The sequence below is a fragment of the Psychroserpens ponticola genome, from assembly GCF_023556315.2.
In the GTDB taxonomy this organism is placed as follows: Bacteria; Bacteroidota; Bacteroidia; order Flavobacteriales; family Flavobacteriaceae; genus Psychroserpens; species Psychroserpens ponticola.
The window spans coordinates 1,579,257-1,605,289 of record NZ_CP116221.1 but is presented as its reverse complement, the minus strand read 5'-3'; the positions used below and the strand labels follow the sequence as shown (position 1 = coordinate 1,605,289).

The following is a 26,033-nucleotide window of genomic DNA, read 5'->3' as shown; positions in this document are numbered from 1 at the left end:
TTAAAGTCCTTTTGAAGAAAAGGACTTTTTTTTATGTTAAAAACTTAGATGTTAACTCAGGTGTTGGTATCATACAAGCATCTTTCTTACCATACCATTTATATCTGTTTCTAGCTACAAAATCATAAACCCAATTTCTAATGAATGTTGGAACTATAAAAAATATAGACATTAAACGTCTTGGAAAACCTAAATGTTTAGCAATATGCAAAGCTGCGCTAGATTTAACCGATAATCCTTTCAATTCTGAATAGAGTAAAATAGAATCTGTTTGTGAAGGATCAATATTGAACGTTTCAATGATTTGTTTCCCAACATCACTCTGTAATGGAGCAAATAAAAACTGATTCTTTTTGTCATGTTTAATCACATACAAGACTGATGAGTTGCAAAGATTGCAAACACCATCAAAGAGAATTAGTTGTTTATGTTTAGGTAAGTTAAGTTTCACATTGCAAAAATACGTGATAGATTTATAATGTGTTTAAAAATTGCGTTAAATCGTCTTCTTTATTAAGTTGCAACTTTTTCTTGAGTCTGTATTTAGATTTCAACACACTATCTGGTAATACATTTAGCATCGTAGCAATTTCTTTTGTAGATAAATTCATTCTTAAAAAAGATGCTAAACGAATTTCTTTTTCTGTAATGTCTTCACTAATTGCTTTTATCTTTTGATCAAAATTATTATGAACTTCAGAAAAGTAAGATTTAAAAACTTCCCAATCTTTATCTTCAGCACTTTCTTTTTTAAGCAACATTACTAAACGTCTGAATTCTACTTTAAAAAGCTCTGGTGATTGTTTAATCTTTTCTAAATTCTCTTTTAGTTCTTGAATAAATGAGCTTTTCTGAACTAAGTGTAAAGTTTGAGAGGCTAATTCTTTCTTTTTAAAGGCGATTTCTTGTTTATAAATTTCTTCTTGTTTATCACGTTCAATTTTGTTTTTCTTAATACGTTGCTTAAAACCAAAGTAGAGTAGACCCGAAATAGCTAAAAAGGAAAACATACCAATTCCATAGAGCATTTTTGTTAGCTTGTCGTTTTCTGCCTTCACATTCAAGGCTTCTATTTCTTTATTTTGAAACGCTATTTCAGCTTCTTTTTTTTCAGTATCAAATTTAGTTTGCAATTCATCAAATTTGATTGCCTTTTCTTTGTTATAAAGACTATCTGCTAATGTTGTATAGTCTTCTTGATATTGTAGTGCAATTTTAAAATCACCTTTCGCTTTATATATTTTTGACAAGTATTGATTTGCTTCAATAGCTCCTGGCAATAATCCTATTTGTTGCTTTAATTTTAAGGCTTCTTTTGTTTTAGTTAAAGCTTGATTGTATTTTTTTTCTGAATAATACATCTTTCCTAAAGCTAAGTCTATTCTAGATTGACTAAAGTCATCTTTTAATTGGTTAGTAATAATTTGACTCTGACTAAATATGTCTTTTGACCTTTCAAATTCATTAATATTTAATAGAAACTCTCCAAAAGAATTTAAAGCTTGCATTTCTATATAAGGCGTGTTTATGTCTCTTGCTAGTGTAACAGATGAATTAAAATAAAACTTTGCACTATCTATTTCAACTGGTGATTTTCCAGCATAGACTTCTGCAATATCCTTAGCAGCTTGACTTTCAAAATAGGTGTCTTCATAAATTCTATAGATTATTAGTGACTCTTTTAAATAATCTAAAGCAACTTCGTTATTTCCTAAAGCCTGATTATTATTCCCAACCAATGCAAGGTTATCTGCGTATTGAATACTGTCATTAACCAATTTAGAAAGTTCAGTAGCTTTTAAAGCTTTATCTAATGATAATACATATTTCCCTTGTTCCATTAAAACCTGTGCTTTAATGCTATTAAGGTTAATCATTAATATAGAATCATCTTTACAACATCTCTCATCAATAAAGGGTTCTGATTTATCCATATAATATAAAGCACTATCTAATTTAGATTGACTTTTGAGGTTTATAGCTTGATTCATATACAGACTACTTATAAACCTTTTGTTTTTTAATGTTTTATGGATGTCTATTGCCTTAAGATACGCCTTATTAGATGCATCATAATTTGAGATGTTAGAGTGTGCTATTCCTAAGCGTTCATACGCTCGTGCTAATTCTTCAGGTAGGTTTTGTTTTTCAGCTATATTAATCGCTTGTTTGGCGTAATCAATTGCGGCTAAATCATCATTATACTGTGTTAGCTTCCAAAGATTTTCTAAAACCTTAATTTGTTCAACTTTGTTTTCGGTCTGTTTTAACTCTTGTTTTAATGTTTCTATTTTTTCTGAACGCGTTTGCGCAAAACTATTTAAAGAAAAGACTAAACAAATAAGAATAATATATCGAAAAATCATTGTTTAAGTATTAGTTATCATGATGATACGAAGTTACTTAATTAAATTATGTCATAGACATCACTAAGTGGACTTAAAGATGACTTTCGACAAACTTGTCCAAGCTTTGTCTATACATTTTATAATATCTACACATCATAAACGCCTCATTTTCATTATTTTACATTTATATTGATTTTCATGATTCTTATATAAATATATATGTGTTTTTTTAATTTGTCCATACTTTGTCCATGCCAAAAATTAGATTTCAGCTGTTTTCAGTTCTAGATTTGACTTGTCATTAATAATATGACATAAATATTTTGTGGTGTCTTGCGCTGGATTGGCTGCAGACTTTTCCAGTTGCAAGTCGCTACAAAAATTAAAACCACAAAATCTTTATAATTATGAAAACACATCTATTTATCAAATTATGTTTTTATTTCAGTTTTATCTTGTTTGCTTCTTGTAGCACTGAAGATGATGGTGAATCAAACGACCCAACAGACAATTTAATAACTGTTAATATTGCTGAGTACCCTTCCAGTGGAGATTTAATTACTGAAATCAATTCTAGTTTAGAAGGATCATTATCGTATAACATCACCTTACAGACGGTCTCACAAGCCATTTTAATAAATGGAAATGAACTTCGAGTAGGTGATTGGTTAGCCTTTGATTTTGAAGCTAATGAATTTCTGTATTTCAATGTCGAAGTAAGTAATGGTAATGATACAGAACTTTTAGAATACAAAATAGCTATTCAAGATGTTGATGATATCTGGGCATTTTTAAATGGAAATACGAGAACTACTTATGAAGATGCTTCACTAGGTGAATGGGTTTGGATTACTGAAAGTGAGTACAATGCCCTTGCTAATTATTTAGCAAATACAACCAAAAGCGGTGCTTCAGATACTCAATTATTTAATAATAATTCCGTACAACAGGTATCAGGAGGTAAGACCTTTGCTAATGCCAATCAAAATAGCATGCCAATGAATCATTACTTCTTTGCATTTAAATATTATTCTTGGTCAAGCAATGCCACAAGTAATCGTGTTAAATTATCAGAAACATCGACAAAATCTTCATTTACTAGTGTTGGTGAAATATTGCCTGAACATGATGATGGTTTTAATCATTTTGTTTTAAAAGGCGTAAACACAAAAACTATGTCTGAAGCCTACTTAGGATTATATGCATCATTAAAAATTGGAGCTAAAGATGATAACTCTAGTAGCTATAATCATGGTGGAGGAAACACGGCTAATTTGGACGATACGGTTTTAGGTAAGGTATTACTTCAACAAGGTTTGAGTACGTCTTTAAAGCAATGGGATTAATTATTTTTAATTAAACAATAAAATCATGAAAACAATAAAACAAAATTCAGTAAAATTTAATTTAAAATTCTGCTTATTATTTGCCTTAGCATTGGTTGCATTAAATTGTAGCAAACCAGACGATAGTACTGATGAGGAAGAAGAAAACCCATTTGCTGCTAGCATTAATGAATATTTACTTGGATTAAATTATGATGGAAATACATTGCTCGAAGTTAAAAATACTGGAGGGTTGCCAAATTTAAGAGATGAAACTTCAAGCAGTGAGGGAAACACTCCTCCTGTTAATGGACAAACATCATTTTGTTCTACAGCAAATTGGTCTCTAGATTCCAATTTTGATGATGTCGCCATATTACGACCAAACTTAGATGCAATTTATCCAGGAGCACTTGTTGCGGCAAATGATAATATGCTAAATGGGAATCCAGATCCTTTATCCATTGAAAAAGGATCTTATACCTTGAGAGTTAACCTACCAGGAATTGGTCAAAATGGAGTTTTGAATATCCAAAATCCTTCAAAATCTTTAGTTGATACTAAAATTGATAATGCTTTACAATGGTGGTATAACAACTCTGGTGATAATCAAATACCAGCAAACTCCGTATACAGCTCAGCAAACTTATATTCTTCAATGCAAGTAAGTAGAGATATAGGCCTAAACTTATCATGGGCTGATAACAATGTAGCATCTCAATTAAGCTTTAATAGCAATACAGAAAGAAGGGTAGCTACCATGTCTTTCAAACAAGTGTTTTTTAACATTACTATGGACTCACCTGAATCTTCTCCTGCTGATATGTTAGGAAATACGATTACTTTAGATGAAGTAAAAGCTAGAATTACTGATGAACAACCAGCTGCATATGTAAGTTCGGTATCTTATGGTAAGATTTTTATTTTAAGAATGGAAACAGAATATACTGAAGAGACTTCGGATATAGATTTAAGTGCTGTCTTAGATTATAGCGTGAATGTAGATGCCAATTACGATGAAGAGAAAAATAATATTATTCAAACATCAACTTTTAAATTGTTATCAATTGGAGGAAATGCTGAAGTAGGTGTGAGTCCAATTAGCAGTTCAGACTTTACTTCTGGTCCTGGTGGTTTTATTGATGCTATTACAGGATCTAATGCATTATTAAGTGCAGATAACCCAGGAGTTCCAATTGCTTATACCATGCGTTTCTTAAAAGATAATTCTTTAGCAAAAATGGGGTATCACACAGATTATTCGGTTGAACAATGTGATCCTAATTCAAATTTTGTACACGAAGATGTAAATGTGGTGAATAACTCATATCATGATACACGATTTTACTTTAAATATAAGCCTGCTGGAGGAAATTTCTATTTAACGGGTCCGAAGTATGAATTAAATCAAGGGTCTCAACATACTACATCGCCTCCAAATGGAGCTTATGATGTTGAAATTATATTTGAAAGTCAGATTGGTTGGTTTGGAGATTTCGAGCAGATTAGAGATATAGATTTAAACCATGTTACCTCCGAAAAATGCTATAGATTTTCTGGTGGTGATTCAAATGATCATGGAACTGTTTCAACGATCTCTTGTAATTAAATTTGAAGGTATTTATTTACTTATTAGTTTCAACTAATTCAAGTAAATCCATATTAACGTTAGTCGTGAAAATGCCATAGTTCACTATGGCTTTTCCTTTTTCTAAAGAATCAATAGTTCCAATCGCTTTACCATCAAACATACGCACACGATCTCCAAGTTTTAAAATTGGTTTTGGTTTTTCAATTTTAATCTCTTTTTTCTTGGCTGCTTTTTTCTTTTTACGAATAATGTCTACTTTCTTCTCTGCTTCTTGTTTTACCTGCTTTTCTTTATGTTTTTCAGCACGTTTTTGTTTCACAGTTACTTTCTTTCGCTTAGAGTTTTCTATTTGAACCAATCTAAACAATTCAGCCATTAATTCACGCTTCTTTTTGTCTTCAAAGTATTTTTCTGAAATATCATTAACTTTTTGTCCTAAATAAATCAATCGCTGATTAGAATCATATAGTTCTTGAAAATTCTCTAATTTCTTCTGAACTTTAGCATTAACCTCTTCAAGTTTATCTGCTTCTGATTGTTTTTTCTTTTCATTTTCTTTTAATGAACGTTCTGTTTTTTCAAGCTTACTTCGTTCTTTTTGAAGTTTAGCAATAGTAGCATCAAATCTAACTTTACCACGCTCAATTTTCTTTTTAGCACGATTAATTAAACTATAAGGAATGCCATTTTTTTGAGCAACTTCAAATGTAAAAGAACTTCCAGCTTGACCCAAAGCCAATTTAAACATTGGTTCTAATGTTTTTTCATCAAACATCATATTAGCATTTTGCATGAAAGGCAATTCGTTTGCTAATACTTTTAAATTAGAGTAGTGGGTTGTTATAATTCCGTAGGCATTACGATGATAAAACTCTTCAAGAAACGTTTCAGCCAAAGCACCTCCAAGTTCAGGATCACTACCTGTTCCAAATTCATCAATCAAGAATAATGTGTTTTTATTACATTTCTTAAGAAAATAATTCATTTGTTTTAATCGGTAACTGTAAGTGCTTAAATGATTTTCGATAGATTGATTATCACCAATATCACTTATAATTCTATCAAACAGACAGATGGTACTTTTTTCGTGAACAGGAATTAATAATCCACATTGAATCATTACTTGCAATAATCCGATGGTTTTAAGTGTGATACTTTTTCCACCAGCATTAGGGCCAGAAATGACAATGATTCTATTTTCTGGATGAAGTACTATCGATTGAGAATAGGTTTTCTTCCCTTGACTTTTGTTAGACAAATAGAGTAAAGGATGAAAAGCTTCTTTAACTTCATAAACTTTATCGTCATTTATTTCAGGAAGAATTCCATTTATAGATTGCGCATATTTTGCTTTAGCATAAATAACATCTAATGTCGCTAAAAACAGTTGATAGGTTTCTAATGCAGTAGTATAAGGTCTTATATATTCAGTTAGATTACGTAAAATTTTATCGATTTCTTCACCTTCTTCAAATTCAAGATTATTAAGTTCTCTTGCATATTGAAACGTAGTTTCTGGCTGAATGTAAACGATACTTCCAGTTTTACTACTTCCCATGATACTACCTTTAACCTTTCGTCTGTACATCGCTTTAACAGCAAGTACACGTTTGTTTTCAACTACAGATTCTCTAATATCATCTAAATAATCTAAATTATGATAGGTATTTAATGCAGAAGTAAAGCTTTGATTAATCTTTCCTCTCACCATATTTATGGATTGCCGCAATTGATACAATGCATCTGTTGCATTATCTTTTACATCTCCAAAACGATCAATTATGGCATCAATTTCAGAAACAAGATGAGGTATAATTTCAATAGAAGAAGTAGACTTGAATAACGAAGGATAATATTCTTCAAATGTCTTCAAAAACTTAAGAATATCTGTAATTCTAATTGTTATGGATGCAATTTTTTGGAAACTTTTAGTTTCTAAATAAGAGTTTTCAATTTTTAAAAGTTTGAGTTCTTTTGTTATAGGCTCAAAACCGTGATTTGGAATGCGGTTATCATTATAAAACGAAGAGACAAATTCATGAGTAAACTGCAAAGACTCAAACACATTTTCTTTGGTAGAATAAGGTTTGATTTTTAGAGTTTCAACTCTACCTAAATCTGTTATACATAATTCTGACACTTGTTGTAAAACCGTGTAGAATTCAATGTCTTGTAATGTTTTATCGTGAATATTAATCATTAATTATTTTCCCTGAAAACTAATAAAGCTGCAAAGGTACCTATTAATGATTTAGTAATAAAATGAAATATTTAGGCGAAATCAAATTAACGAATAACACGTTTTCCTTCATCATTGATATAATGACAAACACAGTTTTTAGTACTGTATAATCCCATATTATGAAGCTTACGTTTAATAAGTTCAGAAGTTTTCATTTTAAAATTATCAATAGGAGTAAAGGCAAAATTATTAGAGCTTATAGAAACATCCAATCCATAAACACAATGCCACCAAGTCTGAGGAATAAAGAGCATTTCACCAGGATTAATAATGGTGTATTGCACATTTACATCTTTAAACTTGGCATGTTTAGAGGCGTTAAAATCTTCCATATTCACATCACTCAAACGTGAGCCTGGCTCATATTTTTCGCTAGGATACATGTCGTTTGAATCTTTAGGATTTACTAAAAACACTAATTTTCGCCCTTCAATTAAAGCCAAAATATTATTAGCAAGACGATCTGTATGCCAACCCGTTAACGTTCCTGGAGGTCCAATCCAAAGCGATGTTGAGTTTCTAACTGTATTTTTTGAAATCAATGAAAAGTCAACATGTTCTAAAAGTTCAGGGAACATTGCTGCAATTGGCATATTGCCCAAATACGTATCTGTATTTTCACTTCGGATTTCATTTAAATAATCCTGAAAAGCTCCAAAATGCCAATTGGTATCATTCTGTCTAATGTTACCTTTATACATATAAGTCTCTTTGTCTTTACCAATTTTTTCAAAGTAATCTAAAGACCAAAGCTCTCTTGCTTTCCAATGGTCCATCATTTTAGTGATTTTAACTGGAGTGTTCTTTTTTAAATAGTCTTTAAAAAAAGCATCATGAGAAATTTTCTCGATAGTTTTGATGTCCTGTAAAGGCTTATTTAAAATATTTTGTACTCTTTCAATAATCGCTTTTTCCATGATTGCAGATTTTACGCAAACGAATATAGTATATTTGTCAATACAATTTTATGACATTATTCATATTTTAGATAATAGTATATTTTTTTAGATAAAATGAAGGTAAACATACACGAAAGCTGGAAAAACATACTAATTGACGAATTCGATAAACCTTACTTTAAAGATCTTTTAGCTTTTGTTGAGACTGAATATTTGCTTCACAACTGCTATCCAATAAAAAATCAGATTTTTTCAGCTTTAAATAATTGCCATTTTAATGATGTAAAAATAGTTATTATTGGTCAAGACCCTTATCATGGTGAAGGTCAAGCTAATGGGCTTTGTTTTTCTGTAAATGACACGGTTTCACATCCACCTTCATTAGTTAATGTTTTTAAAGAAATTGAACGTGATTTAGGCTTGCAATATCCAGAATCTGGTAATCTTGAACGCTGGGCAAAACAAGGTGTTTTATTATTAAATGCAACGCTTACGGTTAGAGCTCAACAAGCTGGTAGCCATCAAAAAAAGGGCTGGGAAAATTTCACAAATGCTATAATTAAGATAATTAGCAAAGAAAAAAAAGAAGTTGTCTTTTTGCTTTGGGGAGGATTTGCGAAACAAAAAGCGAAATTTATTGATGGATTTAGACACCATATTTTAACATCTGGACATCCTTCACCTTTAAGCGCGAATAGAGGCTATTGGTTTAACAACAAGCATTTTAGTAAAGCTAATTTGTATTTAACAGAAAAAGGATATGAACCTATAAATTGGGAATAAGACTGTAAAATTAAAAAGTATTTAATAGTTTAACTTCCTGTTGGTGCAAGATGAGTTCTTGCAATTTGTTTGTTAGGAATTGAGGATTTACCAGAATTAAGTATAATAGGTTTTTCCTTAGTACTTTTCTTTCCAGTTTTATTACAACTGAATATAAGAAGTAAGAAATTTATAGTAACTAAGAAACATAGAATCAAAGTAATAATCATTATCATATTCTTCAAGTATTGTTAAGTTATTAGTAGGTTCAGGATACAACAAATGTAACTAAATTTTTGAATAATAGAAACTTATGAGCCAAAACATTAAAGTTTTGTTAATTTTCATTTGAACTAATTTTCACTAATATAACAGCCTTATAAATAAAACTCCTACCATTAAACTTACTTTAAATCGTGAATCAAATCAGAATAGTCAATGGATTTTGGAATAATATCCAACTCTAATAGTTTTTCTTGAACAGTCATGATGGTTGCTTCATCTATTACATCTTGTGACCACTCTGTTAATGACAACCATTCTTGTACATCTTCTAACCTTTGATCATATCTGTTAGCAATTGTAACATCAATACTTGGAATAGATTTAAACTCACTTGTAGTGTTGTTAATGATGTTTAAAATAGTTTTAACGTCTTCTTTATTATTTTCAAAAAACTCATTATTCACAGCTATTACAAAACAAGGCCATGGCGTAGGGCAATTAGCTATACGCCTAAAAACGCCTTCATCAACTATTGGTTTTGTTGTGAATTTTTCCCACATAAAATAATCTGCAACACCATTTGTTAAGCCTTCAACTGCGCCATCAAGATTTTTTATAACCTCAAAATCAAGGTCCTCTTCAAGGTTCCAATTATTGCTTTCAGCATTTATAAATGCCATCAAATGTGAGCCAGAACCATATCTGCTAATTGCTGCTTTTTTTCCTTTTAAATCTTCAATCGATTCAAAATCAGAATTGTGTGCTACATGAATTCCCCAAATTAATGGCGATTGCACAAACGTTTGGACTATTTTACTAGGATTGCCATCTATAATATCTTTAATGATACCTTCGGTTAGTATAACTGCCATATCAATCTCGCCTTCACGTAAGCCCTTATTCATAGCTCCTGTGCCTCCAAAGTAATCTTTCCATCTTAGATTGATTCCTTCATTTTTATACTCTCCGTTTTTAAGCGTTAAATACCAAGCTAAATTAAAATGCTCAGGAACTCCACCAATATTTATTCGTTTCATATTTTAGTTCTAGGAATGAAGTTAAGAAGATTTGAATTAATTATATATTTATAATGCGCTCTAATGCATAATTAATTAGATTTTCTACAGTCTGTTTTGGGTCTTTACTGAAATCTCCATTTGGTCGATTTGCAATAATAGCATTTAATGAAAGCGCTTCATGACCTAATAATTTAGACAAACCATATATAACAGAAGTTTCCATTTCAAAATTTGTTATCCTAAAATCTTTATATGAAAATACATCTAATTTAGAATTGAGCGTTGCATCTTTCAATGGTAATCTTAGCACTCTTCCTTGTGGACCATAAAATCCACCTGCAGTTCCTGTCATACCCTTAAACACTTGATCACTATCAAAATGGTTTTCTAAATACTTACTATTATTAATAACAATTGGTCTTGCTTTATTTTTATCCCAATTGGTATGTGCAATAAAAGCATCTTCTACTTCTGGATTACAAATGTCATCTATTTGATAAAAATGCAACATTCCGTTTATATCCAATCCATGAGTACTGATTACAAATGCATCTACAGGAATATCAGCTTGTAATGAACCCGAAGTACCAATTCTAACAATTTTCAAACTCGTCAAGTCAGTTTTTGGCTGTCTAGTTTGTAGGTTAATATTGACCAATGCATCCAATTCATTCAATACAATATCAATATTATCTGGTCCTATACCTGTTGAAATTACCGTAATTCGTTTCTCTTGATAATATCCAGTTTGTGTTTTAAACTCCCTTTTTTGAGTACTAAACTCAATACGATCAAAATGCTTCGTGATTTTTTCAACACGATCTTGATCTCCAACAAAAATAATAGTGTCAGAAATGTTTTCAGGTTTAAGATTTAAATGATAAACACTGCCATCGGGATTTAGTATTAATTCAGAATTTTTAATGGACATTAATATTTGTTTTTACAAGTTTATTTTCTTCTTTATTGAATTGAAAATCTAATCGATTCAATCCTCCATAGGTCATATTGTTATTAATCTCTACTGAGAAATTATGAATTTTAACTAAGGCTTCATGACCTTTTCTATTGAGTTTTAATTGAGTTTCATTAATATCAAAAAACAGAGATAATTGATGTATCATACGATCCAATTGTAAATCTCCATAACCATAAAACCCTTGATAATTCATGATGTAACCTAATAAATGATGCTTAGATTTTATGTCGTTATCTCTAACGATTTCTAATATGTTCTTTTCCAAAATATTTAATCCGCTTCTAGAATCTGGAAAGCGTCTTAAATGTGCTTTTAAACAATTACTAAGATATTTAAATGAGGATTCTTGAACAATATACGGTTTGAACAAATTATGATCTTTACCACAATAAGTTCTCCATAACGTAATGGCAAGGTCTTTATCTTTTTCTGTTAATTGAATACGCTCATCATAATGTTTATAGAGTTGTTCTGTAGAAAGTTCAGATAAACCTTTAAGGTTTTTATCACCTTCTATTCGTCCACTACAAACTAAATAGAGTGGAAGGTTAATCTCTTTTTGATGTAATAAACTCAATACTCCAAGAAGATTTATATGACAAAATAAATCAAATTCAAACCATAATATGATTTCGGTATAATCTTCAATAGCATTTAATTTGTTTATTTCCTTTTTAAGTTCCTTTTCATTAATTTCAATATTATAAAAATCACTTAAAAATTGTTGTCGCACTTCTATAAACTCGTCTGAATCAATATGCGCAATAGTTGGCCCTTCGCAAAGCATTTCTTGCCAAGTCAAGATATCACCTTTAATTTCTAATTCTTTAAGAACATTAGTTAAAGAGTTCCCATTTGTAATATGAAGTGCTTTATTCATAATTATCCTCCTACACGTTTAACTGCAAATCCTTTTTCCTTTAGCATCTGCATAATTTTATCTCTATAATCACCTTGAATGATGATTTTATTATCTTTAAAACTACCACCAACACTTAACTTTTGTTTAAGCTCTTTGGCAAGCAATTTAAAATCTTTATCTGCTCCTGTATACCCTTCTAAAATGGTAATTGGTTTTCCTTTTCGTTTTTCATATTTGCAAATAATAGGATCGTCTTGCAACCAAATGTCTTGTTTTTGCACATCCTTTTCTTTAGGATCTTCCTTTGAAACGTGATCTGGGAATAGGTTTTTTAATTGATCTTGTAAATCCATAATTTAGTTACTCAAATCAGTTCAATTCTAGTCGAGAACTATTTTAGAACAACTCGACTGCTCTCGATGTGACAAAATTATTATTTTTTAAGGCCTAGCTCAATTAGACGTTCATTTAAAAACTCTCCAGCAGTTATATCATCAAACTGTTTTGGGTTTTCATCATCAATACAACTCTCTAAAACATCTAATTTCATTTCGCTAATTGGATGCATAAAAAATGGAATAGAATAACGAGATGTTCCCCAAAGTTCTCTTGGAGGATTCACAACGCGATGTATTGTCGATTTCAATTTGTTATTTGTATGTCTTGATAACATATCACCTACATTAATCATTAATTCGTCTGGTTCTGCAATTGCATCAATCCATTCTTGTTTATGATTTTGAACTTGTAATCCACGTCCTTGAGCACCCATTAATAAAGTAATTAAATTAATATCACCATGAGCAGCAGCACGAACTGCATTTTTAGGTTCTGAATTAATTGGAGGATAGTGAATTGGTCTTAAAATTGAATTCCCATTATGAATATAATCATCAAAATATGTCTCTTCTAAATCCAAATACAAAGCTAAAGCTCTTAAAACATACTTTGCTGTTTTTTCAAGCATGGCATAGGTTTCTTTACCAACGCTATTGAATTCAGGTAATTCTTTTACATCAACATTTTCAGGATATTCTTTCGCGCGTTCTGGATCATCATCAACATATTGTCCGAAATGCCAAAATTCTTTTAAATCACCTTCTTTTTTCCCTTTAGCACTTTCTTTTCCGAAAGAGACATAACCACGCTGACCACCAATACCTTCAATTTCATATTTGCGTTTCGCATCAATTGGTAAGGTGAAAAAATTTTTTACCTCAGTATATAAACTGTCCAATAAAGCATCATTTAAAAAATGACCTTTTAAAGCTACAAAACCTATCTCCTCGTATGCTTTTCCTATTTCATCAATAAATTTTTGTTTTCTATTTTGGTCTCCTGAAATAAAATCTTCAAGATTAACACTAGGTATTCTTTCCATGATTAAAATTTAAGTATTACTTGCTTTACTGCAAAAATAATGAAAACATCGGTAAATTCATATAGGTTTTATGTGCTTAAAAAAAATACGGTTTAAAGACATTTCAATCAATTTTTAATTACATTTGATTTATAAATACAATTCGAATTACTATGCTGACTTCCACAAGGAGTACAATTACTTTTGACAAAAAAAATGTAGATGACCGAACGCTATTAAAGCTTTACAAGAACATGCTTAAGCCTAGGTTAATAGAAGAGAAAATGCTTATTTTGTTGCGTCAAGGTAAAATTTCTAAATGGTTTTCAGGTATTGGACAAGAAGCAATTTCTGTTGGTGTTACAATGGCTTTAGACAATGAAGAATACATTTTGCCAATGCACAGGAATTTAGGCGTATTTACTTCAAGAAACATTCCATTGCATCGATTATTTAGCCAATGGCAAGGCAAAGCAAATGGATTTACTAAAGGGCGTGATCGTTCATTTCATTTTGGAACTCAAGAGTACAATATTGTTGGAATGATTTCTCATCTCGGACCACAATTAGGTGTTGCAGATGGTATAGCTTTAGCTAGTTTATTGAAAAACAAAAAGCAAGTTACTGCTGTATTTACTGGTGAAGGAGGAACGAGCGAAGGCGATTTCCATGAAGCATTAAATGTAGCATCTGTTTGGCAATTACCTGTATTATTTTGTGTTGAAAATAATGGTTACGGATTATCAACACCAACCAATGAACAATATAGATGTAAAGATATTGCCGATCGAGGAAAAGGTTATGGTATGGAATCTTTTATACTTGATGGAAATAATGTCATTGAAGTCTATTCTAAAATAAAAAAATTAGCACAAAGCATTCGCAAACGACCAAGACCAATTCTTGTAGAATTTAAAACGTTTAGAATGCGTGGTCATGAAGAGGCGAGTGGCACTAAATATGTTCCTAAAGCATTACTGCAAGAGTGGGCTAAAAAAGATCCTTTAGAAAACTTTCAAGCTTACTTAAAAGATGAAAAGATTTTAACTGAAAAACAAGTCGTTGCTATCAAAGAAGGCTTTGTACATGAAATTAATGAGAACTTGCAAATTGCTTTCGATGAAGCACCAATTGTTGCTGATTTAACCACTGAATTAAATGACATATACAAACCATTTGAATACAAGGAGGTTAATCCTAATTCAGAAACAGAAGAACTTCGGTTAATTGATGCCATTTCTCAAGGGTTAAAACAATCGATGCAACAACATAAAGATCTTGTAATTATGGGCCAAGATGTTGCAGAATATGGTGGCGTTTTTAAAATCACAGATGGTTTCGTGAAAGAGTTTGGTAAAGAACGTGTTAGAAATACTCCAATTTGTGAATCAGCTATTGTAGAAGCTGGAATGGGATTATCTATTGCTGGTATAAAATCTGTAGTAGAAATGCAATTTGCAGATTTTGTGACTTCAGGGTTTAATCCTGTAGTCAATTATTTAGCTAAATCTCACTATCGCTGGAATCAACAAGCTGATGTTGTTTTAAGAATGCCTTGTGGTGGAGGCGTAGCAGCTGGACCATTTCACTCGCAAACTAATGAAGCATGGTTTACCAAGACGCCTGGTTTAAAAGTTGTTTATCCAGCATTTCCTTACGATGCAAAAGGCTTATTAGCAACAGCTATAAATGATCCAAATCCTGTATTGTTTTTTGAGCATAAAGCCTTATACAGAAGTATTCGACAAGATGTTCCTATAGATTATTATACCATCCCATTTGGTAAAGCGGCACTTTTAAAAGAAGGAAATGATATCACCATAATTTCTTATGGAGCTGGAATTCATTGGGCTTTAGAAACCTTAGTTAACAATAGTGATATTAGCGCAGATTTAATTGATTTAAGAACACTTCAACCTTTAGATACAGAAACTATTTACAATTCTGTTCGTAAGACGGGAAAAGTAATCGTTTTGCAAGAGGATTCTCTTTTTGGTGGCATTGCTAGTGATATTTCAGCATTAATAATGGAACACTGTTTTGAAGACTTAGATGCTCCTGTAAAACGTGTTGCAAGTTTAGAAACGCCAATTCCGTTTATAAATCAGTTAGAAGATCAATACATGGCTAAAGGCCGTTTTGAAGATTCCTTAAAAGAACTGTTAGCTTATTAATAATATATTATGAGTAATAATCAAAACACAAAAAAAGCAATCAAATCTGCGATAACGAGTATTGCACTGATTCTACTTTTTATTATTTTAAAATCTCTTGCAAACTCTGAAGTCATCGGAATTAATTTCTTTTCTATCGCAAGCGGAATTCTTATTTTACTTGTGTTTTTTATGACTATTGTAGGTTTTGTTTTTGCTTTAAAAACTAAAAATGAACCCAAGTCTAAACAAAAGACAATAGCTTTTTTGCTTAATTCTATATTAATGGCTTTACTTGTCGTTTCTGTAATTAATATTGTGATTGAACTTATAAATTATTCAAAACTACAATGATTTGTATCTGTGTCATCGACTTCAAACCATTAACAAATTTCAATTTCTAAGTATTTAGATTAAAAATATTCAATAAATTATAGCGATTATTCTGAAATAGGATCACTACCACCAGTTGTTGTTCTTTTACAATCTAGATGAGCAATTTCACACTTAGTACAATAATCTCCATCTGGTATACAGCCACAACAATTCGCACACTCAATAGTTGTACATACTGTTCTTCCTGATCTATAGGTGATTAAAGAAGAGTCTTTGTTTTTATTTTTAATTAAAGCAATAGTCGATACTTGTTCTAACCCATTATTAGATTTGTGATAAAATCTTATATAATTTTTACCATCTATGTCTTCTATTAAATAAGATTCTGCATGAGAACCAATTTCAAATTTAGTTGCATAAGCATTAAATGAATTGTATAATTCATCTTTTGTAACACCAAATGTAATTTCGCCTTTATTGTCATAAGCAATTGTGCTATTAACAAAATTCTTGGCAGAAAATTCTAATTTCTGCTTAGCATTAAGACCTTCGCTGTTAGAGTTTTCATTAGAACAAGCTACAATAAGTGCTAAAAACGTGATTAAATAGACTATTTTTTTCATAGCATTTAAATTACTGATTATGAGGTTAATGTAATAATAATATTAATATCAAGCAAATAAATATCGATTTTTTTCTCAACAAATTAAAACTTGACAAAAACACTTATCTTTAAACATGATTTTTAAAGTTATACGTTGGAAATGCATTTTAATACTTCTTTTGTTAATACTCTTTAATTGTAAAAATGAAGCTCCTAATATATTTGAATGGAAAACTCTTGAAGTCACTGCAACAGCTTACAATTCTTTAGTTTCCCAAACAAACAACAATCCTTATATAACTGCTTTTGGAGATAGTTTAAAGCCTGGAGTTCGCTACATTGCTGTATCTAGAGATCTATTGAGATTAGGCTTAAAACATAATACATTAGTGAAAGTAGATGGCTTAGAAGGCACCTATTTAGTGAAGGACAAAATGCATTCTCGTTGGACAAACAAAATCGATATTTATATGGGAACTGACGTTAACGCAGCAAAAGAATGGGGCAGAAGTAAAGTTAATATAAGCTATAGAGTTGAAAAGTTAAAACACTAATTACTTCAATTCTGCTTCAGATAACAAAAAAGGGTAAGCCTTTTTCACTTCAGATAACTCATATTTAGTTAATTCGTTTACAGATTTGTTATAAATTGTTTTCGCATAATCTGATCGAAGTTCGTAATACGCTTTAGTAAGCTCATCTTGAATTTCAATATAAAACGCATAAGATGTTCGTTTATCATTTTGTATTGAAATAACAGCTTCCTTAGGATTATCTGAAAATTTTTCAGAATTTAGACCATGACAATAGTCACAAGTTTTGTCACCATTATTATCTACAAATTCTTTTGCAATTGCTTTTAATTCTTCAATAACAATAACTTTATTCTCAACAAAGAGTTCATTATTAGAATTAACTCTTACTTCAAGCATATTACGTTTATTAATTTTTATATCACAAATTTCTCCTGGTGGACAAGGAGCAGGCAATTTTCTATTTATGCCTTTATCTTTAGGTATCATTGCAGTAACTAAAAAGAAAATAAGCAATAAAAAAGCAATGTCAGCCATAGATCCAGCATTGACTTGTGGCATAGAATGTCTTGAGTTTTTCATAAGAATCGGTTTTTAAGATTTACTAAAAACTCTCAATAATGATACCATAGTTATAAATAAAAAAAGGCAACTAAGAAGATGAACCCTTAATTGCCTTACTAATTTAAAACTAACTCAAATGTGTTTTACTTTACGGTGTTTAAATCGTCATTTACCGTATGCGACGTGTCGATTATTCTAGTTAATACTTTCATAGTGATTGATTTTGATTGATGAATTATTATAGTTTAAATTATCTATAACGTCTTTTTTGATTCCAAGTAAACGTTTTTGTTTCTGTTCTTGCACTTGTTAATTGATTGCTGTTTAATGTTCTCATGATTCTTTGTTTTTAATTGATGATTATACCTAATAGACGACATTGTTACAAAAATGTTACAGTACTATGCATTGCAAAGTAGTAATTTAACATATTTTAACACTATTACATCTAAATTTTAAGATGATATATGAATGTTAAAGAGAATAGAAGCACTTCTGAATGAAATTTAACTGTATTTTTTTCATTTGTTTTTAACATTATGCATTGATAACCTTATAAATGGTTAGTTTTGTGAAAATTTTTCTGTCAGAAGCTATTAATTATATGTCCTCAACCTTAGAAGTAGAAAATCAAAATATAGTCAAAAAGAGTCTATACGACTATCAAATTGCAGATCTCAATCGCATTTTTGATGTTTTTGAAAACGCTCCAGATAATTATAACCTTTTATATCAACTTCCAACAGGTGGAGGAAAAACGGTTATATTCTCAGAAATTGTTAGACGTTACATCAAAAAGCATAAGAAAAAAGTTGTTATTCTTACACATCGTATTGAATTATGTAAACAAACGTCTAAAGTCTTAGATGGCTTTGGCGTTAATAACAAAATTATTAATAGCAAAGTAAAAGAGCTTCCAGATCAAGATCAATACGAATGCTTTGTAGCAATGGTTGAAACACTAAACAACCGACTTAATGATGAAAAACTAAAATTAGAGGATATAGGTTTAGTCATTATTGATGAAGCACACTATAATTCATTCCGAAAATTATTCAAGTTTTTCGATAATTGTTATATTCTTGGAGTCACAGCTACACCATTAAGTAGCAATATCAAGCTACCAATGAAAGACAATTACAAGGAACTCATTGTTGGTGATGACATTTCTACTTTAATTAAAAACGGATTTTTAGCAACAGCAGATGTTTACAACTACGATGTCTCTCTTAACAGTCTAAAGATTGGTATTAATGGTGATTATACTGTAAAATCTTCTGAAGCACTATATTCAAATGCGACAATGCAAGGTAAATTGCTATTTGCTTATGAAGAATTGTCAAAAGGTAAAAAAACTTTAATATTTAATAATGGAATTAATACGTCTAAAGAAGTCTATTATACATTTAAACGTGCTGGTTATAACATTAGACATTTAGACAATACGTCTTCAAAGCAAGATAGAAAAGACATTTTAAAATGGTTTAAAAACACTCCTGATGGGATTTTAACTTCAGTTAGTATCTTAACAACTGGTTTTGATGAGCCATCTGTAGATTCTATTATATTAAATAGAGCAACAAGATCACTGACACTTTATTTTCAGATGATTGGTAGAGGATCTAGAATTCATAAGACCAAATCAGAATTTAAAGTTATTGATTTAGGTAACAACGTGATTCGTTTTGGCCCTTGGAGTCAGCCAGTAGATTGGCAACATATTTTTAAGAATCCTGATTATTATTTGGAGAATCTTAGAAATGATGAAGATATTGAGCGCGATTTTATTTACGAAATGCCAGATTCTTTACGTAAACGCTTTAAAAAGAATCCTAATGATACTTTTGACATTAAAGAAGAATATAAAAATGTAACGCGTCAAGGTCAGAAATCGATGAAAGCCATCGAAAACTCTATTGCTCAGCATTCCGTTTTAGTAATTGCTAATAGTGAAGATGTATTTGAAGCTAGAGAACTTGCTAAATTATTACATGATGATATTTGTTATCGTATTAAGCAATATTGTTACTGTATAATGAATAGCACAAAAAACTATAAAGATTGGCTATTAGAAGAATACACACGTAAACTTAGATTAAGTTTTAATGGTAAGTTTTAAAAGTACTTAGCGACTTAACAAAAATATAACAACCAATAAATTGTTAATATTGAAATTTTATAGGCTGAAAGCCGTTATTTTGATTTAAGGAACGGTTTTTGATTTTTAATTGCTATCAACTTATTACATAAATGAAACTTAAAGTAGTATTCTTATTTTTTTTAGGCCTGACATTTATTGTCAGTGGACAACCAAATCCAGATAGTGATGACAAATCTATTAAGATTCCTGCTAAGGAAACTAAAGAAAAAGATTCTACACCAACGCAATTTAAAATAAAGCCAAATTCAAAACTTGAAATTACCAAAACTGATAAAAACATTAGTGGCATTCCTATAAAAATTAGAGAATTAAAACCTCAAGAACAAGAATTTTCTATGTTTGATAATAGTAATTTAAAAAATCCTGGAGAAATTTTTGAAAAACGTTATAACGCAAAACTTGAAGAACAAGGTATTATACCAAAAACCATGTCTGATATGTTTTTAGGCGATGTTAGGATTAATGGAGAATTTGCTAACATACGTTGTAGAGATCACGAATATCCTGATGGAGATTTAGTTCAGGTTGTGGTTAACGATGAAGTGTTTATTCCTCGTTTAGTATTAAATGGAAATTATAAATCCTTTAATGTACCTTTAAAAGAAGGGATTAATACAATTGTTTTTATTGCTCTAAACCAAGGAGAATCTGGACCAAATACAGCTGAATTTCTAGTGTACGATGATAATGAAGTTCTTGTGTCTTCAAAAAGATGGAATCTACTCACTGGTGTTAAAGCCAAAATTTTAGTCATAAAAAGTAACGACTTCCCAAAAACGAAGCAAGAAGAACAAGACGAGAAAAACAACTAATCGCCAGATTGCTTTAAAAAGTCAATAATTACTGCTATCTTTACAGCCTCTAGTGGTTACTATCACTACATTAATTAAAATATCCAAAGTACAAAGAATGGCAAAGTCGCAACAGACCTTCAACAAAAGTGAAAAAGAAAAAAAACGTTTAAAAAAGCGCGAAGACAAACGTAAAAAGATGGAAGCGCGTAAGTTAGAAAAAGAAGAAAATGGAGGTGCAGATAGCATACCATTTGCTTATGTAGATCAGTTTGGAAACCTCACTGATAGTCCACCAGATCCATCTGAAAAGATTAAAGTGAAGGCTAAAAATATTGTGATTGGAATTCCTAAAAAAGAAGAAGGAGACGAAGAAGAGTATGATCCAATCCGAAAAGGGAAAGTGTCATTCTTTGATAATTCTAAAGGATTTGGATTCATTATAGATACTGAAGATCAAGAAAAATATTTCTGTCACGTTAGTGGTTTAATTGATGAAATTCAAGAAAACGACAAAGTACAATTCGAATTAGAAAAAGGAAATCGTGGTATGAACGCGGTTCGTGTGAAACTCGTATAAGTTTTACCAAAATATAAAAAGAAAAACCAGTGATTAATCATTGGCTTTTTTTTATGTGATATCATTTAACTCTTTAACATCTCCCATTTGTAAACCTTCTAAAGTAACCTTACCAACCCGAACACGAACCAAACGCAAAGTTGGAAATCCAACTTGTGCAGTCATTTTACGGACTTGCCTAAACTTGCCTTCATTAATGGTAATAGAAATCCATGATGTTTTTCCATGACGTTCATCACGGATTTTCTTTGCTCTTTCTGGAAAATCAGGATTTTGATATAATTGAAATACTTGACATGGTTTAGTGAGATAGGTTTCACTTTGATAGCTAATAGCAACACCTTGTTCTAATTGTAAAATGGCATCATTTGTAATTTCTCCATCTACTTGAACATAGTATTCTTTATCTGTTTTAGAACTTGTAATCTCATAACTCACTTTTCCATCTGTTGTGAGTAGAAGTAAGCCTTCAGAATCTTTATCTAATCGACCAATTGCCATTATTCCTTCAGGAAAATCATATAATTCGCCTAAGAATTTCTTATTGCGTTCGTGCTTCGCATTGGTTTGAAACTGACTTAAATAACCATACGGCTTGAAGAGTTTGAAATGACGATGCTCCATATTAGAAATCACCTTTTAAAATGGCATGCACCAAATCTTTAGTCAGTTGTTTGTCTTTAGCTTTTGATCGAATACTATCAAAAGACATTTTAAAATCACAACCCAATTTATAGTCGCTACAACCATAAGCTGTTTTGCCTTTAATGACGTTTCCTTTTGTGCATTTCGGACATTTAATAGTGTCATTTTGTTTTGCTTCGGAAGCTTTAGTTGCTTGTTTTTTTGGTTCTAATACCAATTTAAAAAGGTCATCAAAACGAATTAATCCTTCAGTAATTCCTCTTTCAGAAGAAAACCCTTTAAGGTTTACTGTTGATCCTTTTTGTAGCAAACGAATACATTGCTTTTCTGAAATCTTTTTTCCGAAGACTTTAAAAGGCATTACAAAATCACAACCCGATTTAAACTGACTACAACCATAAGCCGATTTGCCTTTTAGTAGAGTTCCTTTTTTACATTTCGGACAGAATTCAGAGCTTATTCCTGTTTTTTTAGTTTGCTTAGCTTTTAAATCTCGTTGTTTAACAACAGTAGCTTGAGAGATGTTTGCACGTTTTGTTTCACTACGAACTTCGTACACCAATTCGTCTACCATTTTTTTCATATTCTTAATGAACAAACTGGCACTGTATTCTCCTTTTTCAATATCCTTAAGTTGCTTTTCCCAAAGACCTGTGAGTTCTGCAGATTTTAATAATTCATTTTGAATAGTATCTATCAAAGCAACACCTGTAACTGTTGGAATTAATTGCTTTTTATTACGTTTTATATACTGACGTTTGAACAAGGTTTCAATAATATTGGCACGTGTTGATGGTCGACCAATACCATTTTCTTTCATCAAATCTCGGAGTTCGTCATCATCAACTTGTTTGCCTGCAGTTTCCATGGCACGTAGGAGAGAGGCTTCGGTAAATTGATTTGGTGGCTTCGTTTGTTTTTCAAGGAATGAAGGCTCATGTGGACCTTTCTCACCTTTCTCAAAATTTGGAAGTGTGTCTTTTTCAGATGTATTTGAAGAGGTCTCTTTTCCAAATTTAAAAACAACTTTCCAACCGTCTTTTAAAATCTCTTTTCCTGTGGTTTTAAAATTAACATCATCTGCTTTTCCGATAACTGTTGTATTTGAAACATCACAATCTGGATAAAACACAGCAATAAAACGTTTGACAATAATATCATAAACCTGCTGCTGGTTGTATTGTAAATTAATCTGAATTCCTGTAGGAATAATAGCGTGGTGATCGGTTACCTTTTTATCATTAAAAACCTTTGCAGATTTTTTAATTTTCTTACCTAATAATGGTTGCGTTAACTGAGAATAGTTAGTCAGTTTCTGAAGTATTCCTGAGACTTTCGGATACACATCATTTGGTAAAAACGTGGTATCAACTCTGGGATAGGTCACCACTTTTTGTTCGTATAATTTCTGTACAATCTTTAGTGTTTCATCTGCTGAAAATCCGAATTTCGTATTACAATACACTTGCAATCCTGTTAAATCAAACAGCTTTGGAGCATATTCTTTACCTTTCTTTTTAGTCGTAGATACAATTTCAAATTCCGATGCTTTTACTTTATTAGCTAGTAATTCGCCATCTTCCATTTTTAAGAAACGACCTTCTTCATAAGCAAAAAGTGTGTCACGATATAGGGTTTGTAACTCCCAATAAGGTTGCGGCTTGAAATTTTCAATATCCTTAAAACGATTAACAACCATTGCCAACGTTGGTGTTTGCACACGACCAACTGAAAGCACTTGTTTGTAACCTCCATGTTTTACAGTGAATAAACGTGTCGCATTCATTCCTAATAACCAATCTCCAATAGCACGCGAAAAACCTGCGTAATAGAGGTTGTCATAATCTTTTGAATTTTTAAGGTTACCAAAACCTTCTTTAATCGCTTCAGTCGTTAACGAAGAAATCCAAAGTCGCTGAACTTTACCTTTATAATTCGCTTGATCTAAAACCCAACGCTGTATAAGTTCTCCTTCTTGTCCAGCATCACCACAGTTAATGACTAAATCAGCCTTGTCAAATAAAGATTTTACGATATTGAATTGCTTTTCAATTCCAGCATTCCCAACGACCTTCGTTTTAAACTTTTCTGGAAGCATTGGCAAATTGTTTAAGTCCCAACTTTTCCAATATGGCTTGTAATCATTTGGTTCCATGAGCGTGCACAAATGACCAAACGTGTAAGTCACAGCATAGCCATTACCTTCATAATAGCCATCACGTTTTGAATTGGCTCCAAGGACTTGGGCAATTTCTCGTGCAACGCTAGGTTTTTCGGCAATACAGACTTTCATTTATTCTAACAACTTTGATTTAAACTGAACTGCAAAATAGGAAATTGTATGTGTTTATTGAAAGAGATTTATTGAGAGTTATTAACCAAAATCAATATTATTGTTCGAAGTGCCTCACTGTGTTTATCAATACGCCTTTATGATATGTTTTGGTTTGAAGTAACTTGCCATTATCGTCATAAACGTTCCAATCTCCATGGTCTTTATTATCAACTTTTTCTCCAGCTCTATACACTTGTCCGTTTTTGTAATAATCCATCCATTTACCTTCAGCTTTGCCGTCTAAATAAGTCTCAACACTAGCTATTTCACCAGAATCGTAATAGCTTTTCCATTCTCCATTATTTCCTTTATCAGAATAGTGACGCTCATATTTAAGGGTACCATCATTCAAATAATGTTTCCAAGCACCAATTTTCTTATTGTCTTTATGCTGACCAACCATTCTTTTTTCACCATTTAAATGAAAAACATTCCATACACCATCTAACAAACCATCTTTGTAATTTTCAATTTTATATGGTTTTGCGTTATCAAAATAATGAATCCATTCACCAGATTTCGTGTTTCCAGAATACTGTCCTTTCATTTTTAAAACTCCAGAATCGTAATAATCTTTAATTAAAGTCACTTTTTTTTCCGAAGAAATTGTAATGCCATTATTCGGATTTAATCTCACTTGATCTTTACAATTTAATAGACAAATAAAAGTCAGTATATAAAAAGATGCTTGTAATTTCATAGAGTATATTATGCTTTAAAAGCAAAGATAAACATACAACTCTGCTTATCTAATATTTAAAATAATTACCACCAAACTAAAAAACTCTTTAATAACGTATCATCTGTTTTTTTTATCCAAATTAAAGGTGATTTAGATTGCTCTAAAAACACTTCAACTTCAGTTTTAAAGGATTCAAAGTTTAACCAATTTACTGAATGCTCAGTATTCAAAAACCAATCTAACTTTGGTGGAATATGAAATTTACAGGTATTAAAATCATTTAGTTGTGCTTTGTTCATATAAAATCCGCAAACACATGCGTTATTTAATTGATTAAAATTAGCAGGTTTCAGATATGGCGTAAACAGTTGTGCTTTAAACAATACGTTTTGTTGAAAGCTTTGATTATTTAAATCCAACTCATTTAAAGCAGACTCACAGTTAGAAGAATAGAGTAGTGGCAACTGCTTATCTTTGAGTTTCGTGATTTTTTCAATTAAGCTATCGTTTCTATTTGGACCAATCCATTGTTCTATTTCAGAAGTGCCTAAGGTTGCATCATATAAATAGAATTTGTAGACGATTTCAAGATGAATAGAACCTTTATCGAACTCAATTAATGCATCTAATTCACCAAGCGTTTGTTTTTCTTTTTGAATCTGTAAGTTTTCAGCTAAAATCCTACAATTCTCAAGTTGCTCTAATTGATTGAATACAAATTGTTCTGCAAGCAAACCTAGACGCAATTTTTTTTCTAAAGACCTCTTAAACAAAAATGTGTCATAATTTTGAAACTGAAGTTGTTTCAATCCCAATACAGGATTAGAATTCCACAATAAAGGCGTATTCAAAAATCCTTGATATAAACGTTGTAAATGTGATTTAGACAAATTCATGAATTCACAAAATTACAGATAAGATAATTAGTATTTTATAATCGAATTAAATCTTCGTCAATACCTCATAATAAAATTATAAATTTTGAGGTTTTTATATTTGATGCAACTTCAATTTGCTATATTTGAAAACCAACTATA

The 26,033-nt window shown here is 30.9% G+C and carries 24 protein-coding genes; 9 read left to right on the top strand and 15 right to left on the bottom strand.

Features of this window, described 5'->3' with window-relative positions:
- Nucleotides 1-31 precede the first annotated feature (31 nt).
- The gene (locus tag MUN68_RS07085) at nt 32-451 is read right to left on the bottom strand and encodes a thiol-disulfide oxidoreductase DCC family protein (RefSeq protein WP_249994373.1); all 420 of its coding nucleotides are present in this window, start codon (nt 449-451) and stop codon (nt 32-34) included.
- A gap of 22 nt (nt 452-473) precedes the next feature.
- Nucleotides 474-2,366 (bottom strand): helix-turn-helix transcriptional regulator, encoded by a 1,893-nt coding sequence (locus MUN68_RS07080; RefSeq protein ID WP_249994371.1) that lies wholly within the window; start codon nt 2,364-2,366, stop codon nt 474-476.
- Nucleotides 2,367-2,755: 389 nt separating this feature from the next.
- Between MUN68_RS07080 and MUN68_RS07075 the strand changes: the two genes are divergently transcribed.
- Nucleotides 2,756-3,694, top strand: a complete 939-nt coding sequence (locus MUN68_RS07075) for a hypothetical protein (protein WP_249994369.1) — start codon at nt 2,756-2,758, stop codon at nt 3,692-3,694.
- 25 nt (nt 3,695-3,719) lie between these two features.
- Nucleotides 3,720-5,282 (top strand): thiol-activated cytolysin family protein, encoded by a 1,563-nt coding sequence (locus tag MUN68_RS07070; protein ID WP_249994367.1) that lies wholly within the window; start codon nt 3,720-3,722, stop codon nt 5,280-5,282.
- Nucleotides 5,283-5,298: 16 nt separating this feature from the next.
- Here the strand turns inward: MUN68_RS07070 and MUN68_RS07065 are convergent, their stop codons facing one another.
- Together MUN68_RS07065 and MUN68_RS07060 are read right to left on the bottom strand one after the other, a co-directional pair.
- Nucleotides 5,299-7,464 carry an endonuclease MutS2 gene (locus MUN68_RS07065; protein WP_249994366.1) on the bottom strand — a complete coding sequence of 722 codons (2,166 nt, stop codon included), beginning with the start codon at nt 7,462-7,464 and terminating at the stop codon, nt 5,299-5,301.
- A gap of 86 nt (nt 7,465-7,550) precedes the next feature.
- Nucleotides 7,551-8,423 (bottom strand): cupin-like domain-containing protein, encoded by an 873-nt coding sequence (locus MUN68_RS07060; RefSeq protein WP_249994365.1) that lies wholly within the window; start codon nt 8,421-8,423, stop codon nt 7,551-7,553.
- Between the two features lie 96 nt (nt 8,424-8,519).
- Here MUN68_RS07060 and MUN68_RS07055 point away from each other — a divergent pair, with 96 nt between their 5' ends.
- On the top strand, nt 8,520-9,188 hold the full coding sequence (locus MUN68_RS07055) for a uracil-DNA glycosylase (protein WP_249994363.1): 669 nt from the start codon (nt 8,520-8,522) through the stop codon (nt 9,186-9,188).
- Between the two features lie 383 nt (nt 9,189-9,571).
- Here the strand turns inward: MUN68_RS07055 and MUN68_RS07050 are convergent, their stop codons facing one another.
- The 5 genes from MUN68_RS07050 to MUN68_RS07030 form a co-directional block, all read right to left on the bottom strand.
- The gene (locus MUN68_RS07050) at nt 9,572-10,429 is read right to left on the bottom strand and encodes a substrate-binding domain-containing protein (protein WP_249994361.1); all 858 of its coding nucleotides are present in this window, start codon (nt 10,427-10,429) and stop codon (nt 9,572-9,574) included.
- A 40-nt stretch (nt 10,430-10,469) separates the two neighbouring features.
- Nucleotides 10,470-11,342, bottom strand: a complete 873-nt coding sequence (locus MUN68_RS07045; RefSeq protein ID WP_249994359.1) for a nucleoside phosphorylase — start codon at nt 11,340-11,342, stop codon at nt 10,470-10,472.
- The gene (locus MUN68_RS07040) at nt 11,332-12,270 is read right to left on the bottom strand and encodes a DUF1835 domain-containing protein (RefSeq protein WP_249994357.1); all 939 of its coding nucleotides are present in this window, start codon (nt 12,268-12,270) and stop codon (nt 11,332-11,334) included. The genes MUN68_RS07045 and MUN68_RS07040 overlap by 11 nt, the downstream gene beginning before the upstream one ends.
- 2 nt (nt 12,271-12,272) lie before the next feature.
- Entirely contained in the window at nt 12,273-12,605 is a 333-nt protein-coding gene (locus MUN68_RS07035) for a translation initiation factor (protein ID WP_249994355.1), read from the bottom strand.
- Between the two features lie 80 nt (nt 12,606-12,685).
- The gene (locus MUN68_RS07030) at nt 12,686-13,633 is read right to left on the bottom strand and encodes an isopenicillin N synthase family dioxygenase (protein WP_249994353.1); all 948 of its coding nucleotides are present in this window, start codon (nt 13,631-13,633) and stop codon (nt 12,686-12,688) included.
- 152 nt (nt 13,634-13,785) lie between these two features.
- Here MUN68_RS07030 and MUN68_RS07025 point away from each other — a divergent pair, with 152 nt between their 5' ends.
- The gene (locus tag MUN68_RS07025; protein WP_249994351.1) at nt 13,786-15,786 is read left to right on the top strand and encodes an alpha-ketoacid dehydrogenase subunit alpha/beta; all 2,001 of its coding nucleotides are present in this window, start codon (nt 13,786-13,788) and stop codon (nt 15,784-15,786) included.
- A 9-nt stretch (nt 15,787-15,795) separates the two neighbouring features.
- Nucleotides 15,796-16,119: a hypothetical protein gene (locus MUN68_RS07020; RefSeq protein ID WP_249994349.1), complete on the top strand. Its 324-nt coding sequence runs from the start codon at nt 15,796-15,798 to the stop codon at nt 16,117-16,119.
- A gap of 86 nt (nt 16,120-16,205) precedes the next feature.
- Here the strand turns inward: MUN68_RS07020 and MUN68_RS07015 are convergent, their stop codons facing one another.
- Nucleotides 16,206-16,724, bottom strand: a complete 519-nt coding sequence (locus MUN68_RS07015; RefSeq protein WP_249994347.1) for a hypothetical protein — start codon at nt 16,722-16,724, stop codon at nt 16,206-16,208.
- Nucleotides 16,725-16,839: 115 nt separating this feature from the next.
- Between MUN68_RS07015 and MUN68_RS07010 the strand changes: the two genes are divergently transcribed.
- Entirely contained in the window at nt 16,840-17,259 is a 420-nt protein-coding gene (locus MUN68_RS07010; RefSeq protein WP_249994344.1) for a 3D domain-containing protein, read from the top strand.
- Here the strand turns inward: MUN68_RS07010 and MUN68_RS07005 are convergent, their stop codons facing one another.
- Nucleotides 17,260-17,820 (bottom strand): ExbD/TolR family protein, encoded by a 561-nt coding sequence (locus MUN68_RS07005; protein ID WP_249994342.1) that lies wholly within the window; start codon nt 17,818-17,820, stop codon nt 17,260-17,262.
- 586 nt (nt 17,821-18,406) lie between these two features.
- Between MUN68_RS07005 and MUN68_RS07000 the strand changes: the two genes are divergently transcribed.
- From MUN68_RS07000 to MUN68_RS06990, 3 genes are all read left to right on the top strand, one after another.
- Complete coding sequence (locus MUN68_RS07000) at nt 18,407-19,921, top strand: DEAD/DEAH box helicase (protein ID WP_249994795.1); 1,515 nt, start codon at nt 18,407-18,409, stop codon at nt 19,919-19,921.
- A gap of 131 nt (nt 19,922-20,052) precedes the next feature.
- Nucleotides 20,053-20,775 carry a hypothetical protein gene (locus MUN68_RS06995; RefSeq protein ID WP_249994340.1) on the top strand — a complete coding sequence of 241 codons (723 nt, stop codon included), beginning with the start codon at nt 20,053-20,055 and terminating at the stop codon, nt 20,773-20,775.
- A gap of 97 nt (nt 20,776-20,872) precedes the next feature.
- Complete coding sequence (locus MUN68_RS06990) at nt 20,873-21,334, top strand: cold-shock protein (RefSeq protein ID WP_249994338.1); 462 nt, start codon at nt 20,873-20,875, stop codon at nt 21,332-21,334.
- A gap of 51 nt (nt 21,335-21,385) precedes the next feature.
- On the opposite strand, the gene MUN68_RS06985 is transcribed toward MUN68_RS06990, so the two are convergent.
- From MUN68_RS06985 to MUN68_RS06970, 4 genes are all read right to left on the bottom strand, one after another.
- Nucleotides 21,386-21,958 carry a pseudouridine synthase gene (locus MUN68_RS06985; protein ID WP_249994336.1) on the bottom strand — a complete coding sequence of 191 codons (573 nt, stop codon included), beginning with the start codon at nt 21,956-21,958 and terminating at the stop codon, nt 21,386-21,388.
- A 1-nt stretch (nt 21,959) separates the two neighbouring features.
- Nucleotides 21,960-24,272: a type IA DNA topoisomerase gene (locus MUN68_RS06980; RefSeq protein WP_249994334.1), complete on the bottom strand. Its 2,313-nt coding sequence runs from the start codon at nt 24,270-24,272 to the stop codon at nt 21,960-21,962.
- Between the two features lie 97 nt (nt 24,273-24,369).
- Complete coding sequence (locus tag MUN68_RS06975; protein ID WP_249994332.1) at nt 24,370-25,014, bottom strand: toxin-antitoxin system YwqK family antitoxin; 645 nt, start codon at nt 25,012-25,014, stop codon at nt 24,370-24,372.
- Nucleotides 25,015-25,079: 65 nt separating this feature from the next.
- Nucleotides 25,080-25,892 (bottom strand): DUF1853 family protein, encoded by an 813-nt coding sequence (locus tag MUN68_RS06970; protein WP_249994330.1) that lies wholly within the window; start codon nt 25,890-25,892, stop codon nt 25,080-25,082.
- Between the last annotated feature and the right edge of the window lie 141 nt (nt 25,893-26,033).

Bases quoted from the DNA above. Each gene is read 5' to 3' on its own strand.
- MUN68_RS07030 (WP_249994353.1), bottom strand. From the start codon at position 13,633: ATGGAAAGAATACCTAGTGTTAATCTTGAAGATTTTATTTCAGGAGAC.
- MUN68_RS07065 (WP_249994366.1), bottom strand. From the start codon at position 7,464: ATGATTAATATTCACGATAAAACATTACAAGACATTGAATTCTACACG.
- MUN68_RS07060 (WP_249994365.1), bottom strand. From the start codon at position 8,423: ATGGAAAAAGCGATTATTGAAAGAGTACAAAATATTTTAAATAAGCCT.
- MUN68_RS07000 (WP_249994795.1), top strand. From the start codon at position 18,407: ATGTCCTCAACCTTAGAAGTAGAAAATCAAAATATAGTCAAAAAGAGT.
- MUN68_RS06990 (WP_249994338.1), top strand. From the start codon at position 20,873: ATGGCAAAGTCGCAACAGACCTTCAACAAAAGTGAAAAAGAAAAAAAA.
- MUN68_RS07015 (WP_249994347.1), bottom strand. From the start codon at position 16,724: ATGAAAAAAATAGTCTATTTAATCACGTTTTTAGCACTTATTGTAGCT.
- MUN68_RS06985 (WP_249994336.1), bottom strand. From the start codon at position 21,958: ATGGAGCATCGTCATTTCAAACTCTTCAAGCCGTATGGTTATTTAAGT.
- MUN68_RS06995 (WP_249994340.1), top strand. From the start codon at position 20,053: ATGAAACTTAAAGTAGTATTCTTATTTTTTTTAGGCCTGACATTTATT.
- MUN68_RS06980 (WP_249994334.1), bottom strand. From the start codon at position 24,272: ATGAAAGTCTGTATTGCCGAAAAACCTAGCGTTGCACGAGAAATTGCC.
- MUN68_RS07040 (WP_249994357.1), bottom strand. From the start codon at position 12,270: ATGAATAAAGCACTTCATATTACAAATGGGAACTCTTTAACTAATGTT.
- MUN68_RS07075 (WP_249994369.1), top strand. From the start codon at position 2,756: ATGAAAACACATCTATTTATCAAATTATGTTTTTATTTCAGTTTTATC.
- MUN68_RS06975 (WP_249994332.1), bottom strand. From the start codon at position 25,014: ATGAAATTACAAGCATCTTTTTATATACTGACTTTTATTTGTCTATTA.
- MUN68_RS06970 (WP_249994330.1), bottom strand. From the start codon at position 25,892: ATGAATTTGTCTAAATCACATTTACAACGTTTATATCAAGGATTTTTG.
- MUN68_RS07005 (WP_249994342.1), bottom strand. From the start codon at position 17,820: ATGAAAAACTCAAGACATTCTATGCCACAAGTCAATGCTGGATCTATG.
- MUN68_RS07020 (WP_249994349.1), top strand. From the start codon at position 15,796: ATGAGTAATAATCAAAACACAAAAAAAGCAATCAAATCTGCGATAACG.
- MUN68_RS07055 (WP_249994363.1), top strand. From the start codon at position 8,520: ATGAAGGTAAACATACACGAAAGCTGGAAAAACATACTAATTGACGAA.
- MUN68_RS07025 (WP_249994351.1), top strand. From the start codon at position 13,786: ATGCTGACTTCCACAAGGAGTACAATTACTTTTGACAAAAAAAATGTA.
- MUN68_RS07045 (WP_249994359.1), bottom strand. From the start codon at position 11,342: ATGTCCATTAAAAATTCTGAATTAATACTAAATCCCGATGGCAGTGTT.
- MUN68_RS07070 (WP_249994367.1), top strand. From the start codon at position 3,720: ATGAAAACAATAAAACAAAATTCAGTAAAATTTAATTTAAAATTCTGC.
- MUN68_RS07050 (WP_249994361.1), bottom strand. From the start codon at position 10,429: ATGAAACGAATAAATATTGGTGGAGTTCCTGAGCATTTTAATTTAGCT.
- MUN68_RS07010 (WP_249994344.1), top strand. From the start codon at position 16,840: ATGATTTTTAAAGTTATACGTTGGAAATGCATTTTAATACTTCTTTTG.
- MUN68_RS07080 (WP_249994371.1), bottom strand. From the start codon at position 2,366: ATGATTTTTCGATATATTATTCTTATTTGTTTAGTCTTTTCTTTAAAT.
- MUN68_RS07035 (WP_249994355.1), bottom strand. From the start codon at position 12,605: ATGGATTTACAAGATCAATTAAAAAACCTATTCCCAGATCACGTTTCA.